This is a genomic window from Streptomyces sp. NPDC050564, assembly GCF_044457265.1.
Lineage (GTDB): Bacteria > Actinomycetota > Actinomycetes > Streptomycetales > Streptomycetaceae > Streptomyces.
The window spans coordinates 141090-159884 of record NZ_JBITGS010000025.1 but is presented as its reverse complement, the minus strand read 5'-3'; the positions used below and the strand labels follow the sequence as shown (position 1 = coordinate 159884).

17 protein-coding genes are annotated in these 18795 nt (G+C 69.5%); 10 read left to right on the top strand and 7 right to left on the bottom strand.

Annotation, left to right across the window (positions count from 1 at the left end):
* The first annotated feature begins 21 nt into the window (after positions 1 to 21).
* Complete coding sequence (locus ACIBK0_RS34020; protein WP_399088343.1) at positions 22 to 714, top strand: B3/4 domain-containing protein; 693 nt, start codon at positions 22 to 24, stop codon at positions 712 to 714.
* Positions 715 to 912: 198 nt separating this feature from the next.
* On the opposite strand, the gene ACIBK0_RS34015 is transcribed toward ACIBK0_RS34020, so the two are convergent.
* Entirely contained in the window at positions 913 to 1641 is a 729-nt protein-coding gene (locus tag ACIBK0_RS34015; RefSeq protein ID WP_399088341.1) for a lysophospholipid acyltransferase family protein, read from the bottom strand.
* 186 nt (positions 1642 to 1827) lie between these two features.
* Positions 1828 to 2244 carry a DUF4395 domain-containing protein gene (locus ACIBK0_RS34010; protein ID WP_399088339.1) on the bottom strand — a complete coding sequence of 139 codons (417 nt, stop codon included), beginning with the start codon at positions 2242 to 2244 and terminating at the stop codon, positions 1828 to 1830.
* Between the two features lie 75 nt (positions 2245 to 2319).
* Here ACIBK0_RS34010 and ACIBK0_RS34005 point away from each other — a divergent pair, with 75 nt between their 5' ends.
* The 4 genes from ACIBK0_RS34005 (at position 2320) to ACIBK0_RS33990 (ending at position 5648) form a co-directional block, all read left to right on the top strand.
* Entirely contained in the window at positions 2320 to 2733 is a 414-nt protein-coding gene (locus tag ACIBK0_RS34005; RefSeq protein WP_399088382.1) for a TlpA family protein disulfide reductase, read from the top strand.
* 207 nt (positions 2734 to 2940) lie between these two features.
* Positions 2941 to 3450, top strand: coding sequence for a flavin reductase family protein (locus tag ACIBK0_RS34000; protein ID WP_399088337.1), 510 nt, complete (start codon positions 2941 to 2943; stop codon positions 3448 to 3450).
* A gap of 219 nt (positions 3451 to 3669) precedes the next feature.
* A complete protein-coding gene (locus ACIBK0_RS33995) occupies positions 3670 to 4455 on the top strand; it encodes an electron transfer flavoprotein subunit beta/FixA family protein (RefSeq protein ID WP_189184091.1) in 786 nt (261 codons plus the stop codon).
* Between the two features lie 230 nt (positions 4456 to 4685).
* Positions 4686 to 5648, top strand: a complete 963-nt coding sequence (locus ACIBK0_RS33990; RefSeq protein ID WP_189184090.1) for an electron transfer flavoprotein subunit alpha/FixB family protein — start codon at positions 4686 to 4688, stop codon at positions 5646 to 5648.
* 53 nt (positions 5649 to 5701) lie between these two features.
* Here the strand turns inward: ACIBK0_RS33990 and ACIBK0_RS33985 are convergent, their stop codons facing one another.
* Entirely contained in the window at positions 5702 to 6595 is an 894-nt protein-coding gene (locus ACIBK0_RS33985) for an endonuclease/exonuclease/phosphatase family protein (RefSeq protein WP_399088334.1), read from the bottom strand.
* Positions 6596 to 6790: 195 nt separating this feature from the next.
* On the opposite strand from ACIBK0_RS33985, the gene ACIBK0_RS33980 reads away from it, so the two are divergent.
* The gene (locus tag ACIBK0_RS33980; RefSeq protein WP_399088332.1) at positions 6791 to 8095 is read left to right on the top strand and encodes a DUF6986 family protein; all 1305 of its coding nucleotides are present in this window, start codon (positions 6791 to 6793) and stop codon (positions 8093 to 8095) included.
* A 289-nt stretch (positions 8096 to 8384) separates the two neighbouring features.
* Here ACIBK0_RS33980 and ACIBK0_RS33975 read toward each other — a convergent pair whose 3' ends face one another.
* Both ACIBK0_RS33975 and ACIBK0_RS33970 read right to left on the bottom strand, forming a co-directional pair.
* Complete coding sequence (locus ACIBK0_RS33975) at positions 8385 to 9131, bottom strand: hypothetical protein (RefSeq protein ID WP_399088330.1); 747 nt, start codon at positions 9129 to 9131, stop codon at positions 8385 to 8387.
* A gap of 3 nt (positions 9132 to 9134) precedes the next feature.
* Positions 9135 to 10217, bottom strand: coding sequence for a LacI family DNA-binding transcriptional regulator (locus ACIBK0_RS33970; RefSeq protein WP_399088328.1), 1083 nt, complete (start codon positions 10215 to 10217; stop codon positions 9135 to 9137).
* Positions 10218 to 10365: 148 nt separating this feature from the next.
* Between ACIBK0_RS33970 and ACIBK0_RS33965 the strand changes: the two genes are divergently transcribed.
* Complete coding sequence (locus tag ACIBK0_RS33965; protein WP_399088326.1) at positions 10366 to 11319, top strand: ROK family protein; 954 nt, start codon at positions 10366 to 10368, stop codon at positions 11317 to 11319.
* A 512-nt stretch (positions 11320 to 11831) separates the two neighbouring features.
* On the opposite strand, the gene ACIBK0_RS33960 is transcribed toward ACIBK0_RS33965, so the two are convergent.
* On the bottom strand, positions 11832 to 13853 hold the full coding sequence (locus tag ACIBK0_RS33960; RefSeq protein WP_399088324.1) for an NPCBM/NEW2 domain-containing protein: 2022 nt from the start codon (positions 13851 to 13853) through the stop codon (positions 11832 to 11834).
* 266 nt (positions 13854 to 14119) lie between these two features.
* Between ACIBK0_RS33960 and ACIBK0_RS33955 the strand changes: the two genes are divergently transcribed.
* Genes ACIBK0_RS33955 through ACIBK0_RS33945 form a run of 3 tightly spaced genes read left to right on the top strand, consistent with a single transcriptional unit; the run spans position 14120 to position 17251 of the window.
* The gene (locus ACIBK0_RS33955) at positions 14120 to 15388 is read left to right on the top strand and encodes an ABC transporter substrate-binding protein (protein ID WP_399088380.1); all 1269 of its coding nucleotides are present in this window, start codon (positions 14120 to 14122) and stop codon (positions 15386 to 15388) included.
* 19 nt (positions 15389 to 15407) lie between these two features.
* A complete protein-coding gene (locus tag ACIBK0_RS33950) occupies positions 15408 to 16322 on the top strand; it encodes a carbohydrate ABC transporter permease (RefSeq protein ID WP_399088322.1) in 915 nt (304 codons plus the stop codon).
* Positions 16319 to 17251: a carbohydrate ABC transporter permease gene (locus ACIBK0_RS33945; protein ID WP_399088320.1), complete on the top strand. Its 933-nt coding sequence runs from the start codon at positions 16319 to 16321 to the stop codon at positions 17249 to 17251. The genes ACIBK0_RS33950 and ACIBK0_RS33945 overlap by 4 nt, the downstream gene beginning before the upstream one ends.
* Positions 17252 to 18223: 972 nt before the next feature.
* Here the strand turns inward: ACIBK0_RS33945 and ACIBK0_RS33940 are convergent.
* Positions 18224 to 18622: an NUDIX hydrolase gene (locus ACIBK0_RS33940; protein ID WP_399088318.1), complete on the bottom strand. Its 399-nt coding sequence runs from the start codon at positions 18620 to 18622 to the stop codon at positions 18224 to 18226.
* Positions 18623 to 18795: the final 173 nt, after the last annotated feature.

Sequence of the window (18795 nt, the reverse complement as noted above, 5' to 3'; positions counted from 1 at the left end):
CCAAGGCAGACAAGGCAGACGATGAATCTCACGCTCACCGTGTCCGACGAGGTGCGGGCCCTGGCGCCCGGCTTCACCCACGTCGCCATCGAGGCGTACGGACTGGTCAACGGGCCCAGCACCGAGGGGACTTCGGCGCTGCTCGACGACGCGGCGCGCCGACTGGCCGTACGCCTGGAGGGTCGAGCTCCGCACGAGGACCCGCACATGGCGGCCTGGCGGGAGGTGTACACGGCGTTCGGCTCCAAGCCGTCGCGTACCCGCAACTCGGCGGAGGCGCTGGCCAAGCGCGCCCTCTCGGACGCCGGACTGCCTCGGATCAATGTCCTCGTGGACCTCTACAACGCGATCAGCGTCGCCCACCTGATCCCGGTCGGCGGTGAGGACACCGGCCACATCCAGGGCACGATGCGGCTCGTGCGCGCCACCGGAGACGAGGGCTTCGTGACCGTCGCGGGCGGCGAGGAGGCCGTCGAGCACCCCGACGCGGGCGAGGTGGTGTGGCGCGACGACGCGGGCGTGACCTGCCGACGCTGGAACTGGCGCCAGGGGCCGCGCACCCGGCTCACGGAGGAGTCCGTCTCGGCGATCTTCCTCCTGGAGAGCCTGGCGCCGATGCCGGTGGCCGACGTCGAGGCCGCCGGCGCCGAACTCGCCGAGCTGCTGGAGAAGTTCAGCCCCGGGGCGCAGATCACCGTGCACGCTCCCCAGTAGGCAGCCCGGGGATGCCTCGAGGACCCACGCGCCCACAGGGCGCGTGAACGAGGTCCACGCCCCGGAGCCGGCTCAGTGGCCTCCCGTCGCCCGGGAGCGACGATTCAGTGCGCGCCGCGCGCCATGGTCACCATGCCGGGCACTCGGCCGCCCAGGAGTGACGATTCAGCGCGCCCCGGCCGCGCCGGAGGTGACGATTCAGCGGGCCTCGGCCGCCTTCACCTCTTCGGGAGTCGGCGCCGTGCCGCCGAGGTGGGCGGGCATCCACCAGGTGTCGTCCGGACCCTTGGGCCGTACCGGATAGGCGCGCTGCGCGGCCTCCAGGAGCTCCTGGACGCGCTCGCGCAGACGCCGCGTGATGGCGCCCGCGTACTGGTCCTGCGGCGCTTCCACCGGCTCGCCGACCCGGATGGTGATCGGGGTGTGGCTGCGCTTGAAGTTGCGCGGGTGGCCCTTGGTCCACAGTCGCTGAGTGCCCCACAGGGCCATCGGGATCAGCGGGACGCCGGCCTCCTGGGCCATGCGCGCGGCACCCGACTTGAAGCTCTTCAGGGTGAAGGACTGCGAGATGGTCGCCTCGGGGAAGACGCCGACGATCTCGCCGGAGCGCAGCGAATCCAGTGCGTGCTGGTACGCCGTCTCACCCTGCTTGCGGTCCACGGGGATGTGCTTCATGCCCCGCATCAGCGGACCGGAGATCTTGTGCCGGAACACCGACTCCTTCGCCATGAAGCGCACCAGACGCTTCTGCGGCAGGGCGGCCAGACCATCGAAGATGAAGTCCAGATAGCTGATGTGATTGCTCACCAGCACGGCGCCGCCCGAGCGCGGAATGTTCTCCGATCCCTGGCAGTCGATCTTGAGGTCCCAGGCCTTGAACAACGTTTGGGCGAGACCGACGACGGGACGGTAGACAAGCTCTGCCATGGACGGGGTGGACCCTTCTCTCTGCCTGGGAAGGGGTCTCCCGGCGGGAAAGTTACGCAGCCGTAGGTTTACGGCATTGCGCAGATCGTGCCCGAAGAACGGACGAGGGGCCAGTCCTGGTGCCGCACAACGGCGAGATCCTCGTCACGTCCTTCACTTGATCCACCTCGGACTTTTAAGCCACCTTTACTCCGTACGTACCGTCAGGCGGCGTACGACCAGGTACAACTCGCATCCCAAGCAATACCCGAACGCCGCATTGAGGAAGGCCGCGGCGAGCGCGCAACCGGTCGCCGCGAGCGCCAGCCACTGCGGTCCCGCCGTGTAGCCGATGAGTCCCACCACCGCGAAGACGAGTCCGACCGCCTGCGCGAACTGCGGCGGTTCGGGCGCCTCGAACTCGGTCGGCGTCCCGAGGCCAGGGCGTACGACCTTGCGGAACAGCCAGCCGTACGGAGAGCGCGCCACCCCGCCCGCCGCGCCCAGCGCGAACGCCAGCACCTGCCAGGCCAGCAGCCAGGCGCTGCCGGTGATCAGCACGACCGCCAGTACGACGGCCGTCACGGCCGCGCCGAATCGCGGGCCCCTCACATCAATGTCCATGAATCAAGCATTCCGCACGGGTCGGGATCCGTGGAGTCGGGAATCTTTGCGGTCTCGTGAATGCTTGTGCAGACGATGACCGGACTTGTGGTGTGTGTGGTGGTACTCGCCTTGGCGAGCGCGTACGGAGTGCTGCATCAGCGGCGGAGCGGGAGGGTGAGAGTGCGCGGGCGCGACGGCGGAAAGCGGCTCGGCGCGGCGGAGTTGGGGGAGGGGCTCGGCGAACGGGCCACGCTCGTCCAGTTCTCCAGCGCCTTCTGTGCCCCCTGCCGGGCGACCCGCAGGGTCCTCGGCGAGGTGGCCGAGATGGTCCCGGGCGTGACCCACATCGAGATCGACGCCGAGGACCGTCTGGAACTCGTCCGCGCACTCGACATCTTGAAGACCCCGACCGTGCTGGTGCTCGACGCGGAGGGCCGGGTCGTACGGCGCGCCACCGGTCAGCCGCGCAAGGCGGATGTGATCGCCGCGTTGGGGGAGGCCGTATGAGGCCGTGGCGATCTTGGTGACGGATCTCCCAGATCCCGGGACGCACTTGACTGCGCCCACCACCTATCGTCAGCCTGACCGTATGCCCCCGGAACTCCTTCTCTTCGAGCGTGTCCACGTGGACCTGGCCCGCACCGCGAGTGCGCGGTGTCCGGGCTGTTGAGCAGCCACGGATCCGCTCGTCATTCCACCCAGAAGGACAACTCCATGACGGCCTCGCCCGACCTCGGCACTCCCCAGCTCGCCTCTCCGGACCTGCTGCGCTCCGTCTTCCGGCGGCACGCCGCCGGTGTCGCCGTGATCACGGCTCCCGGCGGCGGGGGCCCCGTCGGCTTCACCGCCACCTCACTCACCTCGGTCTCCGCCGAGCCCCCCGTCATCTCCTTCGGCATCGGTGTCGGCGCCTCCAGCTGGCCGGCGATCTCCGAGTCCGACCATGTCGGCGTCCACGTGCTCGGCGAACACCAGCAGGAGCTGGCGGCCACTTTCGCCAGGAGCAGGGCCGACCGCTTCGGCGCGCCCACCCGATGGCGTAAGGGGCCCGAGGGAGTTCCCGTCCTCGACGACGTGCTCGCCTGGCTCGTCTGCAGGGTCGTCGCGCGCGTGCCCGCGGGCGATCACCGCATCGTGCTCGCCGAGGTCGTCATGGGCGACCCCTCGGGCGCGGGCCGACCGCTTCTGTACCACCAGGGGCGCTTCAACGGCCTGCGTGACTGAAGCTACTGGGCAGTACTACCCACCGGTTCTACTCGTCGGTTACGCAGCGTTGCCAAGGTCACAGTTCAAAGCGCTTGCTTAGTGGGCGTTCAGTGGGTGTACTGACGAGTAATATTTCGTTCGGAGCGCGGGTCGCCCCGACCGGGATCGGCCGCTTCAGGCGCCTATGCTGCCTGAAAGAAGGCAGCCCAGAAATGACGATGCAGTAGGAGAGCCGGCGTGAGCTTGAGGATCGTTGTCACTGTGAAGTACGTGCCCGACGCCACTGGCGACCGGCACTTCGCCGATGACCTGACCGTCGACCGTGACGACGTGGACGGTCTGCTCTCGGAGCTCGACGAGTACGCGGTGGAGCAGGCGCTGCAGATCGCCGAGGACGCCGACGACGCCGAGATCACCGTGCTGACCGTCGGCCCCGAGGACGCCAAGGACGCGCTGCGCAAGGCGCTTTCCATGGGTGCGGACAAGGCCATCCACGTCGAGGACGACGACCTGCACGGCACGGACGTCATCGGTACGTCGCTGGTGCTGGCGAAGGCGATCGAGAAGGCCGGTTACGACCTGGTCATCTCCGGCATGGCCTCGACCGACGGCACCGCCGGTGTGGTCCCCGCGCTGCTGGCCGAGCGCCTGGGCGTCCCGCAGGTCACGCTGCTCTCCGAGGTCTCCGTCGAGGACGGCGTCGTCAAGGGCCGCCGTGACGGCGACTCCGCCTCGGAGCAGCTGGAGGCTTCCCTCCCGGCCGTCGTGTCGGTCACCGACCAGTCGGGTGAGGCGCGTTACCCCTCTTTCAAGGGCATCATGGCCGCCAAGAAGAAGCCGGTGGAGTCCTGGGACCTGGAGGACCTGGAGATCGAGGCGGACGAGGTCGGTCTCGAGGGCGCCTGGACCAAGGTGGACTCCGCGGCCCAGCGCCCGGCGCGCACCGCCGGCACGATCGTCAAGGACGAGGGCGAGGGCGGCAAGCAGCTCGCTGAGTTCCTCGCGGGCCAGAAGTTCATCTAGGGGAGTGGCGGCGCGGGCCGGTCGCAACGCGACCCGCGCCCCTCGGAGTGTCTCTCGCACTCGCAGGAGAGCATTCCCGTGACTCCTCCCCCGAAGGGGCTTCTCACTCGACTGTCGAGACGGCCTCATGACGGACAAGCCCTGCCCGGCGCCGAAAGGCACGCGCAGGAGCCTAGTAGTCAACAAGTCTTTCCCCGGCTGAAGTTCGGGGTTCTCGCCCAGGAGTAGTAATGGCTGAAGTTCTCGTCTACGTCGACCACGTGGACGGTGCCGTCCGCAAGCCCACCCTCGAGCTGCTGACGCTGGCCCGTCGCATCGGCGAGCCCGTCGCCGTCGCCCTCGGCTCCGGCGCCGAGAACACCGCCGCAGCGCTCGCCGAGCACGGCGCGGTGAAGGTCCTCACGCACGACGCCGCCGAGTACGCCGACTACCTGGTCGTCCCGAAGGTGGACGCCCTGCAGGCCGCGTACGAGGCCGTCTCCCCGGCCGCCGTGCTGGTCCCGTCCTCCGCCGAGGGCAAGGAGATCGCGGCCCGCCTCGCGGTCCGTATCGGCTCCGGCATCATCACCGACGCCGTCGACCTGGAGGCCGGCGACGAGGGCCCGGTGGCCACGCAGTCCGCGTTCGCCGCCTCCTTCACCACCAAGTCCCGTGTCGCCAAGGGCACCCCGGTCATCACGGTCAAGCCGAACTCGGCTCCCGTGGAGGCCGCCCCGGCCGCCGGCGCCGTCGAGGCCCTCGCGGTCTCCTTCTCCGAGAAGGCCACCGGCACCAAGGTGACCGCGCGCACCCCGCGCGAGTCGACCGGTCGCCCCGAGCTGACCGAGGCCGCGATCGTGGTCTCCGGCGGCCGTGGTGTCAACGGCGCCGAGAACTTCTCGATCATCGAGGCGTTGGCCGACTCCCTCGGTGCCGCCGTGGGCGCCTCGCGCGCCGCGGTCGACGCCGGCTGGTACCCGCACTCCAACCAGGTCGGCCAGACCGGTAAGTCCGTCTCGCCGCAGCTGTACATCGCCTCCGGCATCTCCGGGGCGATCCAGCACCGCGCCGGTATGCAGACCTCGAAGACGATCGTGGCGATCAACAAGGACGCCGAGGCCCCGATCTTCGACCTGGTCGACTACGGCGTGGTCGGCGACCTCTTCGAGGTCGTCCCGCAGCTGACCGAGGAGATCAAGTCCCGCAAGGGCTGAGCATCCCCGAGGTACGAGGCCCCTGTGACCGTCGCGGTCGCGGGGGCCTCGGCTCATCCCAGGGCCAGTGAGGCCTGCACGGGCAGATGGTCGCTCGGGAACTGGCCGTTCAGGGAGTACGTGTTGATCGCCGCCCGGTGTGCGGTCACGCCCGGCGTGGCGAGGATCCAGTCGATCCGGTCGCCGTCGGGCACCAGCGGCTTGTAGCCGTGGAAGGTGGCGTAGAGCGGGCCGCGCTCGGCCGCCGCGTCCCAGGTGTCGACGAGACCGGCGCCCAGCATGGTGTCGTAGACCGCATTCCTGTGGGCCGCCACATTGAAGTCGCCGGTCGCGAGCAGCGGCAGGGAACGGTCGAGCCCGGCGATCCGCTCGCCGATCAGAGCGGCGCCCCGCGCTCGTGCGTTCTGGCTCGCGCTGTCCAGGTGGGTGTTGAGGAAGTAGAACTCCCGCTCCCCGTCGCGCAGATCACGGAAGCGGACCCAGGTGACCATACGGATGCAGACGCCGCCCCAGGTGTTCGAACCGATCACCTCGGGGGTGTCGGAGAGCCAGAAGTGGTCGTACTCCACGGGTGCGAGGCGGCGGGTGTCGAAGAAGACGGCCGCGAACTCGTCGCGGCTGCCGCCCCCGCGGCCGGTGCCGATCCAGTCGTAGTGCGGTCCGAGATCGGACCGGACGTCGCGGACCTGCTGGTAGAGACCCTCCTGGGTGCCTAAGACATGCGGACGCTCCCGGCGCAGCAGCTCGCGCACGACGGGGCGGCGTACCTTCCAGCTGTTGGGTTCGGCGCTGCTCGCGAAGCGGAGGTTGAAGGTCATGACGTCCAGGCGGCGGCCGCCGCGCCGGGTGGCGGAGGCCTGCGCCGTACTGAGCAGGGGCATGGCGATCGCGGCTGCCGCCGCGGTCCTGAGCCCCATGCGGCGGGTCACTCTGGTGGAGTTCGACACGCGTGCTCCTTCGGTCGCGAGTCAGGATGAAGGGTGTGCACCGCAGTGTGGAAGAAGGAACAGAGACAAGCGTGAACGGGTCGGGGCATCGGAGTGTCCCGCCATCCAAGAGGGTGTTGACCGGCAGGAAGATCCCCAGATAACTTCATTCTACGGATTGTTGATTCCGTAGTGCGGAAAAGTGGAGGGTGTGGGATGGGTCAGGGTCAGCAGGAGAAGGTGGCGACGAGCCTCGCGGGAGCCGTCAGCGAGGAGATCAGCGCCTCCCTCGCCCCGGTCGACGCCGAACTGGAGCGCCGCTACCCAGGAGACCCCGGTACCCGGCAGCCCGTCCACACCGTGTACGTCCCTGGTGACGTGTTCGCCGCCGACACCATTCGCTCCTGGGGCGACCAGGCCCTGGCCGCCCTAGACGAGCACGCCCCGGACGCCGCTTCCTTCGCCGCCGTCCTCGGCCTCACCGACGAGCTCGCCGAGCCCGTCTACGACCGCGTGCGGGCCAAGCTGGTACGCGAACCCATCGAGGATCTGCGCGTCGACTTCGAGGACGGCTACGGACCGCGTCCGGACGCCGAGGAGGACGAGACGGCAGCGCGCGCGGCCCGGTTGATCGCCGAGGCGTACCAGAACGGCACGGCGGCCCCGTACATGGGCATCCGCATGAAGTGCATGGAGGCGCCGGTACGCGACCGGGGCATCCGCACGCTCGACATCTTCCTCACCGGCCTGATGGAGGCCGGCGGCCTGCCCGACGGGCTCGTGCTGACACTGCCGAAGGTGACGTACGCGGAGCAGGTCACCGCGATGGTCCGGCTCCTTGAGGAGTTCGAGAAGGCACGCGGCCTGGAGCCCGGCCGGATCGGCTTCGAGATCCAGATAGAGACCAGCCAGTCCATCCTCGCCACCGACGGCACCGCGACCGTCGCCCGGATGATCCAGGCCGCCGAGGGCCGGGCAACCGGTCTGCACTACGGCACCTTCGACTACAGCGCCTGCCTCGGCGTCTCCGCCGCCTACCAGGCCAGCGACCACCCCGCCGCCGACCACGCCAAGGCGATCATGCAGGTCGCGGCCGCCGGCACCGGCGTACGTGTCTCCGACGGCTCCACGAACGTCCTGCCGGTCGGCCCGACCGAGAAGGTGCACGACGCCTGGCGGCTGCACTACGGCCTCACCCGCCGTGCCCTGGCCCGCGCCTACTACCAGGGCTGGGACATGCACCCCGGCCACATCCCCACCCGCTACGCCGCCGTCTTCGCCTTCTACCGCGAGGGCTTCGAACAGGCCGCCGCCCGCCTCGCCCGCTACGCCGCCCACGCCGGCGGCGACGTCATGGACGAGCCCGCCACCGCCAAGGCCCTCAGCGGCTACCTCCTGCGCGGCCTGGACTGCGGCGCCCTGGACATCGCGGAGGTCGCGAGGGTCACGAGTCTGACGCGGGCCGACCTGGAGGGCTTCGCGGCACCGAGGCGCGGGGACCTGACAATCTCCGGGAAGTAGAGCGCGCCCTTGGGGGCGCGGCGAACTGCGCGACCAAGCCCCTGCGGCCCGCACTTCGAGAGTGACCCACCTGGGACCTGTCTTTCGGATCCCGCCTGGGCCGCGGGGCTCGGCACGCACATCTGCCGCGTTGTCGTCACTCGCCGAATCTCCCACGCTCGGCTTGGCTCGCGCGGGGCCCCCATTGCGTCGGCTCCCTGCTCCGCCTTGCACCTGCGCGCACCAAGCCCGCTCGCCGGCAGTGGTGAGGCGCCGCAGCCGGAAGTCGGCGTGAGCCGAAAGCCGGGCCCTAGACGTATCTCTCCAGGCCGGAAGTCATGGTGAGCCGCTCCTCGGCGAACATCCGGGTTCCGAGCGAGCAGCGCGCCCTGTCGGAGCGCGCCCGGGCGCAGAACTCCTCGGGCGTGTCCCCGAACAGCTCCCGCAGCCGCGGGAACGCCGCGAGGAGCGAGACGAGCAGCGCCTGCTCGCCGGGGTGCGCCCGGGGCACCCCGGCACCGTCCTGAAGCACCCCGCGCCGGTTGACGTAGACGTGCGCACCGGGCAGCAGTTCACCGGACTCCAGCTCGATCCGGACGTCGGACGACGGAAGCCAGGCCCGGTCGTACGCCCCGGTCGCCGAGAAGACTCCCTCGCTCCTGTCGACTACGGCGAGCTGGTCCGAGTCGAGCCAGGTGACGAACAACTCGCTGACCACACCCGGTGCATGGAACGGCGACGCGGACACGTACCCCATGAGGCTCACATGGGCGGACACGCCGACGCCGATGCCGGCCACCCGCGCCTTCACCATCGGGATCGTGCCGGACACCTCGGACTCCGCCATCTTGTGCCGGAGTTGGCCGGGGCAGGCGTTGGAGCCGACGGCCACGACCGGAACGCGGTCCTCGTACACCAGGCGGGGCAGGGGCAACAGCCGGTCCCCGTCGAGGAGTCCGGACTCCTCGGGCCACGCGCCCGGATAGCTGAGCGGATGGTCGCGCGGCGCCTCGGCGAGGCCGAGGGCGTCGAGCGAACGGGGGTCCGGGGCGCCCATGGCTCAGTGCGCGGGCGGCAGTTCCCCCGAGCCGCGTGTGATCAAGCGCGTCGGGAGTTCGATGCGCTCCGGGGTGACGAGGTTGCCGTCGAGCTGGCGGAAGAGCCGCTCGGCGGCCGTGCGGCCGAGGGCGGCGGCGTCCTGGGCGACGACGGTCACGCCGGGCTGGAGCAGGTCGGCGAGCTCGATGTCGTCGAAGCCGACGAGGGCGACGGGGCGGCCGCGCTCGGCGATGACACGGACGACCGTGACGGTGACGCGGTTGTTGCCCGCGAAGACGGCGCTGACGGGGGAGGGGCCGGACAGCATGTCCTCGGCCGCCTTTCGCACCCGCTGGGGGTCCGTGACGCCGAGGGACATCCAGGCGTCCTCCACCGGTATGCCCGCGTCCTCCATGGCTGCGCGGTAGCCGCGCAGCCGCTCGGCGGCGGTGTGGATGCGGGGCATGTCGCCGATGAAGCCGATCCGGCGGTGGCCGTGGGCGATGAGGTGAGCGACACCGTCCCGGGCGCCGCCGAAGCTGTCCGAGAGCACGACGTCGGCGTCGATCTTGCCGGCCGGCCGGTCCACGAAGACCGTGGCGACGCCAGCCTTTATCTCGGGCTCGAGATAGCGGTGGTCGTCACCGGCCGGAATGACGACGAGGCCGTCCACGCGGCGCGCGCACAGGGCGAGGACGAGTTCCTGCTCGCGGTCCGGGTCCTCGGCGCTGGAGCCGTTGATCAGCAGGGCTCCGTGGGCACGGGCCACCTCCTCGACCGCGCGGCTCAGCGGTCCGTAGAACGGGTCCGCGAGGTCCTCCAGGACGAGGCCGATGCTGGCGGTGCGGCCCTTGCGCAGTACTCGCGCGCTGTCGTTGCGCCGAAAGCCCAGTGCGTCGATGGCCTCCTGGACGCGGCGTTCGGTGTCCGGGGTGACCCCCGGCTCGCCGTTGACTACGCGCGAGACCGTCTTGAGGCCGACTCCCGCACGCGCCGCGACGTCCTTCATCGTCGGACGGTTTCCGTAGCGGTTCTCGGATCGGCGGGCGGTCTCGGCCACGATGTACTGTCCTGTCCTGTCGTCCACGGGGATGCGTCGGTCCATGGGGTTGTATGAGGATGTGGCGTCGAGCATAGAGCCTGGACAACGTTGTCAGATGCGGGAGAGACTGTCCACCGCAATCTCCGGCCTCCGCCCCCACTGCGAGACCGGCCTGCCCTTTTCTCAAGGTTCACCAGGAGACCTGACTCTGATGCACACCGACCTCGTGGCCGCGCTCGACATCGGCGGCACCAAGATCGCCGGAGCGCTGGTGGACGGCCACGGCCGGATCCTCCTGCGCGCGCAGCGTGCGACGCCCGCGCAGGAGGACGGCGACACCGTGATGCGGGCCGTCGAGGACGTGATCGGCGAGCTGACGGTCTCCCCGCTGTGGAGCAGGGCGCGGGCCGTCGGCATCGGCAGCGCGGGCCCGGTGGACGCCTCCGCCGGCACGGTGAGCCCCGTGAATGTCGCGGGCTGGCGGGACTACCCGCTCGTCGAGCGGGTCCGCAAGGCCGCGACGGGGCTGCCCGTCGAGCTGATCGGCGACGGCGTGGCCATCACGGCGGCCGAGCACTGGCAGGGCGCCGCCCGCGGCCACGACAACGCGCTGTGCATGGTGGTGTCCACGGGCGTGGGCGGCGGGCTCGTCCTGAACGGGCAGCTGCACCCCGGTCCCACCGGCAACGCCGGCCACATCGGGCACATCAGCGTCGACCTCGACGGCGATGTCTGCCCGTGCGGCTCCCGCGGCTGCGTCGAGCGCATCGCGAGCGGTCCGAACATCGCCCGCCGCGCGCTGGAGGGCGGCTGGCGGCCCGGCCCCGACGGCGACACCTCGGCTGCCGCGGTGGCCGAGGCCGCCCGTGCGGGCGACCCGGTCGCGGTGGCCTCCTTCGAACGGGCCGCGCAGGCGCTCGCGGCGGGTATCGCGGCCACGGCAACCCTTGTCGAGATCGACATAGCCGTCATCGGCGGGGGAGTGGGCAAGGCGGGCGATGTCCTGTTCGCGCCGCTGCGCGAGGCACTGGCCACCTACGCGACGCTGTCCTTCGTACGGCGGCTGACCGTGACGCCCGCGCTGATGGGCACGGACGCCGGGCTGGTCGGCGCGGCCGCGGCCGCGCTCAGCAGGAATCCGAGCGCGACTGCGGCCGGCGTCTGAGCGGTCGGGGCCCAGCAGGTCGGGGCCCGACCCGCTGAGCGGACCGGAGCACGTGCAACCCGCGGGGCCTGACCGACCCGTGGCCGCTCGTCCGGGGCTGAAGGGTTCAGCCCCGGACGGCTGAAATCCGGCCCCTCCGGCGTTCGAGGAGTGGGGGGGGGGGGGGCCGCCCCGCCCCGCGGCGGGGCCGGGGGGGGGGGGGGGCGCCCCCCCCCCCCCCCCCCCCCGGGGGGCCCCCCCGCCCCCCCCGCCCGGGGGCGCGGGGGGGGGGGGTTTTGGGGCCCCCCCCGCCGGGGGTCACCCCCGCCCCCGCGGGGGTGGGGGGGGGGGGGCGGGGGCCCCCCCCCCCCACAGAGGACGGGCAGGGGCGGAGGGGGCGAACACCGCACCCACCCTCACGGCAGTGGACCCGCCTGTCCCCGACCGACCGATGGCGCCGGCGGATCCCCGGTCCCGACGGCCAGGGTCTGAACCGTCGGGGTCTGGCCGACGGGGGTTCCGCCTTTGCCGCTTCAGCAACTCAGTTTCGCGTCCGCCCAGTCCGCGTGGTCCGAGTCGATCCCGTCGCCGCCGTCGGTGACGAGGAGTCGGACCACCTGGGCCCCGGTCACGTCCGCCGTGATCGGCTCGGCCGGCATCGCGTTGGTGAGGACGCCCGTCGAGGCGACCTTGGTCCCGTCGGCCCAGATCTCGAAGGCTACGGTGCCCTTGGCGGCCTTCTCGTCGTCGACGCCGACGTCCGCGGTGACCGTCGTGCACGCCTTGCCCGTGTAGTACTCGACGGCGCTCTCCGCGTGCACGCCGAGCCCCTTGGCGTATACGGTCCCGCCCAGAGTGATCGGATGACCGTCGCCCGCGGCGCTCTCACCATTGCTGGTGTTGCGCTCAACCGGTCCCCAGCCGTTGGTCGTCGACAGCCACGGAAGGTCACCGAGGTAGGAGACCCCGGAGGGTGGGGCCACGACCACGGATGCCTTCAGCGGCAGCACGCGCTCGGCGCGTACGCCGGTCGGTGAGCGGTAACTGGCCTTCAGCGTCAGGTCGTACGACCCCGTGGCCGCGCCGGCGGGGGCGGTGACCTGCCACTGCGTACGCAGGGCGCGGCCCGTGGGCACCGTGCCCGCGCTCGTCGGCGAGGTCGCCGCGACCGTCCAGCCCTCGGGGCCGCTCAACGTCACGGAGACGCGCTTCGCGGGCGTCCGGCCGAGGTCGGTGACCGACGACGTCAGCGAGACCGGCCTGCCCGCCTCGACCAACGGGCTTCCGTCCAGCCCGAGTTCGACGGCGGGCGGGTTCTTGGCCCACCGGGGGTCGACGGAGACGCGTACCAGTACGGTCCCGTGGGCGGGAACGGTCGCCGAGATGGTGCCCGCGGTGTTGTAGCTCTTGTGCTGCCACAGATCGCGCAGTGTGTAGGCGTCGGTCTCGGGCAGGCCCACGGCCTGCGCGGTCGTGGCGATCCGCTGTGCGCTGCCGGTCTCGTTGAACAGTGCCACCGCCCGGCTGCCGTCCTTCATCTCCTTGGCGACGACCCAGCGTCCGCCCTCGGAGGAGAGCACCGTGCCCTGCTTGCCCAGCGGGTCCTGGTCGACCGCGATGACCTCCTTGTTGTCGAGGATGTCGAAGGTCGCCGCGGACGCCTTGCGCAGATCGGAGCCGATCAGCAGCGGAGCCGCCATGATCGACCACATGGAGAAGTGCGAGCGGTACTCGGTGTCGGTCATGCCGCCGTTGCCGACCTCCAGCATGTCCGGGTCGTTCCAGTGCCCGGGGCCGGCGTACGGGGCGAGGGGCAGGTTCTGCTTGAGGATCGACAGCATCGAGCCCCAACTGTCGCTGATGTCCCCGGTCGTGCGCCACAGATGTCCGACGTCAGACGCCCATTCCCAGGGTTTGTTCTGGCCCCACTCACAGATGCTGTAGACGATCGGGCGCCCGGTCGCCTTCAGGGCGTCACGCATTGTCGTGTACCGCAACCTGGCGTCCACGCCCTGGTTGTTGCAGTTGTCGTACTTGACGTAGTCGACACCCCAGTCGGCGAACTGCTGGGCGTCGCTGTACTCGTGGCCGAGAGCGCCGGGGAATCCCGCGCTGTTGCACGTCTTCGTGCCCGCGCTGGTGTAGATGCCGAGCTTGAGCCCCTTGGCGTGCACGTAGTCGGCGACCGCCTTGATTCCGCCCGGGAATCGCACCGGGTCGGGGACCAGCTTGCCGTTCGCGTCCCGGGTCGGCAGGGCCCAGCAGTCGTCGAGATTGACGTACTGGTACCCGGCTTCCTTGAGGCCCTTGTCGACGAAGATGTCCGCGATGCCCTTGACCATGTCCTCGTTGAACTCGGCGCGGCAGTGCGTGGAGTTCCAGTTGTTGAAGCCCATCGGCGGAGTGAGGGCGAGGCCGTCCGCCAACGTGGGGGAGGCGGGTTCCTGGGCGGGGGCGGCGAAGGCGGGCGTCATGAGCCCGGTCGTACACAACAGTCCAGTGGCCAGCGCTCCGACCACTCTTCGGCGGGTTGTGCGGGTGGGAAGGTGACGCATCGTTACGTTCCTCCGAACTCGCGAAAGGTTGGATGTCTATACGTCTGCGACAATGGTGCGCGTTTACGGTAGGACCTGTCCGACTCTGTTGGAAGAGAAGTGGTAACGGTTGTTCGATATCTCGTCAGAACCCTTGACTGCACCCTCACTTGGGAGTGAGATCCAAGCCTCGCGTTCGGTTGTGTTGAGTGGCACCCCGAGGAGGGGACATGGCACAGTCATCGTTGAAGGGGCTCGTCGTGCCCGGAGGCACGACGGGACATCGGATGTCCCGGCGAAGTCTCTTGCGTGGTGCGGCCGTCGGAGCAGGCGCGCTCACACTCCCCGCCCTGCTGTCCGCGTGCGGTGACGGACCCGGTGGAAACAAGAACCAAGTAACGGTGGGATCCAACGCGTCGGACCCGGTCCCGAAGAAGGCGTATGCGGCGGCCTTCGCGGCGTACGAGAAGAAGTCCGGCAAGAAGGTCAAGGTCAACACCAAGGACCACAACGACTTCCAGGAGAACATCAACCGTTATCTCCAGGGCACGCCCGACGACGTCTTCATGTGGTTCGCCGGATATCGCATGCAGTACTTCGCGGAGAAGGGGCTCCTGCACGAGATCAGCGATGTGTGGAGCGGCTTCAGCGGATTCTCCGACGCACTCAAGGAACAGTCCACGCACGCGGGCAAGCAGTACTTCGTGCCGTATTACTACTACCCGTGGGCCGTCTTCCACCGGAAGAGCCTCTTCCAGAGCAAGGGTTATCAACAGCCGAAGACCTGGGACGAGTTCATCGCGCTCGCCAAGAGGATGTCCAAGGACGGCACTCCGGTCGCCTTCTGCGACAAGGACGGCTGGCCCGCGATGGGCACCTTCGATTACATCAACATGCGTCTGAACGGATACGACTTCCACAAGTCGCTGATGGCGGGCGACGAGTCGTGGACCGACACCAAGGTCAAGAAGGTTTTCGACACCTGGCGCGAACTCATGCCGTACTACCAGAAGGGCGCCCTCGGCCGCACCTGGGAGGAGGCCGGGCAGAGCCTCCAGCAGCGCAAGACCGGCATGGCGGTCTTCGGCATGCCGCACCCCGGCACCCAGTTCCCTGAGAGTGAACGCGACGACATCGACTTCTTCGCCTTCCCCGAGATCGACCCGCAGTACGCGCAGGACGCCGTGGAAGCCCCCATCGACGGCTTCCTCGTCGCCAAGAAGTCGAAGAACCTCGACGGTGCCAACGCCCTGCTGAAATGGCTCGGCACGCCCAAGGCGGAGGACACCTACCTCGCCCTCGACCCCAACAACGTGGCGGTGAACGACGGCGCCGACACCTCCAAGTACAGCGCCCTGCAGAAGAAATCGGCCCAACTCGTCTCGGGCGCCAAGCAGATCTCACAGTTCATGGACCGCGACACCCGGCCCGACTTCGCCTCGACCGTGATGATCAAGGCGATCCAGGACTTCATCGGAAATCCGAAGGACGTCGACGGTCTCTGCAACAGCATCGAACGACAGAAGAAGACCATCTTCTCGTCGCCCGTCGGCTGAACCTGGGGGAAGACGTTCCGTGGCGCTCAACATCCCACGGCGCGCCGGACGGCGGCGGCTGCGGCGGTTCACCCGCCGCGACGTCGTCGTCCTCGGCGTGCTTCTCGGCATACCGATCCTGCTCGACATCGTCATCATCTGGGGCCCGACGCTGGCCTCCATCGGACTGTCCTTCACCTCCTGGGACGGCGTCGGCGACATCCACTGGGTCGGCGGCGACAACTACAAGAACATGGTCGAGAACTACCCGGTCTTCTGGCCGGCCGTCCGCCACAACATCCTGTGGCTGCTCTTCCTCGGCCTGATCGCGACGCCGTTCGGCCTGTTCCTGGCCGTCCTCATCGACCGCGGCGTCCGCTTCAGCCGCTTCTACCAGTCCACGATCTACATGCCGGTCGTGCTCTCGCTCGCCATCGTCGGCTTCATCGCGCAGCTGATCCTGGGCACCGACCAGGGCGTGGTCAACACGATCCTGAACAACCACGACGACCCCATCGACTGGCTCGGCGACTCGCACCTCAACCTCTGGATGATGATGATCGCGGCGAGCTGGCGGCACACCGGCTACGTCATGATCCTCTACCTGGCCGGACTCAAATCCGTGGACCCGCAGTTGAAGGAAGCGGCCGCGATCGACGGCGCGAACGAGCGCCAGACGTTCTTCCGCGTGGTCTTCCCGACGCTCCGCCCCGTCAACGTCATCGTCGGCGTGATCACCGTCATCGAGGCGCTGCGCGCGTTCGACATCGTCTACGCGGTCAACAAGGGCCGAAACGGTCTGGAACTTCTCTCGGTCCTCATCACGGACAACATCATCGGCGAGGCCAGCCGCATCGGATTCGGCTCGGCGATCGCGGTCGTCCTGCTCACCGTCTCCCTGGGGTTCATCGTGACGTTCCTGGTCCAAGAGCTGCGAGGTGCGCGCGACCGATGACAGCCGACATCCGCGCCGGCGCGCCCACCCACCGTCCGGCCCCCGCGGCCGCGGAGCAGCCCACACCCCGCCGCAGGCCGCGCCCCGGCCGCTTCGGGGTGCACATCTTCCTGATGGGCGTCTCGCTGGCCTTTCTCGCGCCCCTCCTGCTCGCCGTCTACGCCTCACTGCGCCCATACGAGGAGACGGCGCAGCACGGCTACTTCTCCTTCCCCAGGCACCTGTCCTTCGAGTACTACCGCCGGGCCTACACCGAGTCGGGCATGGGGAAGTACTTCACCAACACGCTGCTCATCGCCGTGCCCGGCGTTCTGATCACCTTGTTCCTCGCCTCGTTCGTCGCCTTCGCGGTCTCCCGCCTGAAGCTGCGCGGCGGCCTGGTGCTGCTGATGTTCTTCACAGCGGGCAACCTGCTGCCCCAGCAGGTGATCGTGACCCCCCTGTACGTCCTTTTCAACAAGGTCCCGCTGCCCTGGTGGATGTCCGACTCACTCACGATGTACGACTCCTACTGGGCCGTCATCATCGTCAACATCGGCTTCCAACTGGGCTTCTGCGTCTTCGTGCTGGCCAACTTCATGCGGACGCTGCCACAGGAGATCCTGGAGGCCGCCATCGTCGACGGCGCGGGCGTCTGGACCCAGTTCTGGCGCATCACGCTGCCTCTGTGCCGCCCCGCCCTCGCAGCCCTCGGCACCCTCGAATTCACCTGGATCTACAACGACTTCCTCTGGGCCCTGATCTTCATCTCCAACCCCGACAAGCTCCCCGTCACGTCATCCCTGAACAACCTCAGGGGCCAATTCTTCACGGACTACAACTTGTTGGCCGCCGGCTCGGTCCTCGTCGCCCTCCCGACGATCCTGGTGTTCCTGGTGCTGCAGCGGCACTTCATCGCGGGGCTGACGCTGGGGTCGACCAAGGGATAACGGATGACCTGCGAATTCCTGGTCTGCCAGGTCTTGGCCGACGACCCGTTCAGAGGGCGCGCTGAGCCTGCTCGACGACGACCGGTGACGGGAACTTGAGAGTCTTCACCGCGGCTTCCCCCGGACGCGAGTCCTGCCCCCAGGGGGAAGCCAAGGCTCCGGCAGCCTGCCGCCCCGCTGCCACGACTGCGGGCGGTACGCGCCTCTACTGGTCCTGCGACGCGTCGACCCTGGGCGAGCCGCCACGACCCTGGTGCCTCGAGTGCGGCCGCGTCGAACGACAGACGACGACATGATCGCCCGCTGGTGGGGCGGCGAAAAGCAGGGGAGTGATCAGCCCGACCCGGGCCGCGCCGCCTGACGGTTCTCATCAGGCTCCTCACCCACCGGGCGCAGCACCTGCTCGACCGCCTGCCGCCGTGAGGACTTACCGCCCTTCACCGCGACGGCGGCACGAGCCAGCTCGGCAGTCAACTGGTCGAACGCCGGCGCCCCTGACAGATCCCGCAACCTGCGACTTCTGCTCATACACCGCCAACGAGCCCGGGCGCCGACCGTAACCGCAACACCGCCGAACGGAGCAACGACAAAACCTGCGAACCGTCCTCGCGCCGTACTCGAAGTCCGTCCGGCCGCAGGGCGCCCGGACACGGTCAAGGTGCCCATGGGCAGCATCCACGCCTCCGTGTCCCGCTCACGCATACCGGCTAGCTCTCCGGCGCTCCAGGCTCCTGCAACTCTGCCCACGTTCGGGCCGCGATCTGGTCGGCCTCATCCTGCGGCAGGCCGGCCCGCACCAGGATCACACCGTGGCTACCGTCCGGGAACTTCACTCGCCGCGCCTCCGTGCCCAAGCGGCCCGGCATCGGCTCCTCCGGCATTGCGGCCTCCTCTGTTCGGGAAAACCACGCTAAAACGCCCCCGCCGCATTCGACGGAAATGTTCGGCCGGACGGACTACGCGCCGGAACCCTCAGGGCGGCAGAACCTCCTCGAGGTAGGCCTGCACCGGATCGAACAGGCCGCCAGGAATCAACCGACGAAGGTCCGTGCGCGTAGCCCACATGCCCCCCACCTCCCGCGGCGACGCCACATGAGCAGTGCCGGCGACGAGCCGGCACGCCCAGTACGCCATCGACCGGCGCGTATCCGGATGCACCCGCTCACCCAGCAGCCGCACCGCCTCCACGGTGACGCCCGCCTCCTCCAGCACCTCACGCGCGGCAGCAGCGGCCGGGGGCTCGCCCGGGGCCGCCTTGCCCGCGGGGAGCTGCCAGAGCAGGGTGCCCTCGGCGACCCGGCGACGAATGAGGAGCACGCGGCCGTTGTGGGGGATGACCGCGGCGGCGATGGGTGGGTGGTCGTCAGGCATACGGCCAGGCTAGCGAGCAGGGCACCCGCGGCGGGCCCATGCCGAGGGGGCGGACTCCGGTCATGGACGCAGGACTCGCAGGACTCTCAGGCGGCGTCGTCGGAGCGGCCGTAGGGGCGGGGGTGCGATCGACTCGGCCGTCTCCTGCCGGCCTGGTCCCCACTGCCGGCGTG

Excerpts from the sequence above, each read along its gene's own strand:
- ACIBK0_RS34005 (WP_399088382.1), top strand. The coding sequence starts at position 2,320 with ATGACCGGACTTGTGGTGTGTGTGGTGGTACTCGCCTTGGCGAGCGCG.
- ACIBK0_RS34010 (WP_399088339.1), bottom strand. The coding sequence starts at position 2,244 with ATGGACATTGATGTGAGGGGCCCGCGATTCGGCGCGGCCGTGACGGCC.
- ACIBK0_RS33940 (WP_399088318.1), bottom strand. The coding sequence starts at position 18,622 with ATGCCTGACGACCACCCACCCATCGCCGCCGCGGTCATCCCCCACAAC.
- ACIBK0_RS33960 (WP_399088324.1), bottom strand. The coding sequence starts at position 13,853 with ATGCGTCACCTTCCCACCCGCACAACCCGCCGAAGAGTGGTCGGAGCG.
- ACIBK0_RS33970 (WP_399088328.1), bottom strand. The coding sequence starts at position 10,217 with ATGGACCGACGCATCCCCGTGGACGACAGGACAGGACAGTACATCGTG.
- ACIBK0_RS34000 (WP_399088337.1), top strand. The coding sequence starts at position 2,941 with ATGACGGCCTCGCCCGACCTCGGCACTCCCCAGCTCGCCTCTCCGGAC.
- ACIBK0_RS34015 (WP_399088341.1), bottom strand. The coding sequence starts at position 1,641 with ATGGCAGAGCTTGTCTACCGTCCCGTCGTCGGTCTCGCCCAAACGTTG.
- ACIBK0_RS33980 (WP_399088332.1), top strand. The coding sequence starts at position 6,791 with ATGGGTCAGGGTCAGCAGGAGAAGGTGGCGACGAGCCTCGCGGGAGCC.
- ACIBK0_RS33945 (WP_399088320.1), top strand. The coding sequence starts at position 16,319 with ATGACAGCCGACATCCGCGCCGGCGCGCCCACCCACCGTCCGGCCCCC.
- ACIBK0_RS33990 (WP_189184090.1), top strand. The coding sequence starts at position 4,686 with ATGGCTGAAGTTCTCGTCTACGTCGACCACGTGGACGGTGCCGTCCGC.
- ACIBK0_RS33965 (WP_399088326.1), top strand. The coding sequence starts at position 10,366 with ATGCACACCGACCTCGTGGCCGCGCTCGACATCGGCGGCACCAAGATC.
- ACIBK0_RS33955 (WP_399088380.1), top strand. The coding sequence starts at position 14,120 with ATGTCCCGGCGAAGTCTCTTGCGTGGTGCGGCCGTCGGAGCAGGCGCG.
- ACIBK0_RS34020 (WP_399088343.1), top strand. The coding sequence starts at position 22 with ATGAATCTCACGCTCACCGTGTCCGACGAGGTGCGGGCCCTGGCGCCC.
- ACIBK0_RS33975 (WP_399088330.1), bottom strand. The coding sequence starts at position 9,131 with ATGGGCGCCCCGGACCCCCGTTCGCTCGACGCCCTCGGCCTCGCCGAG.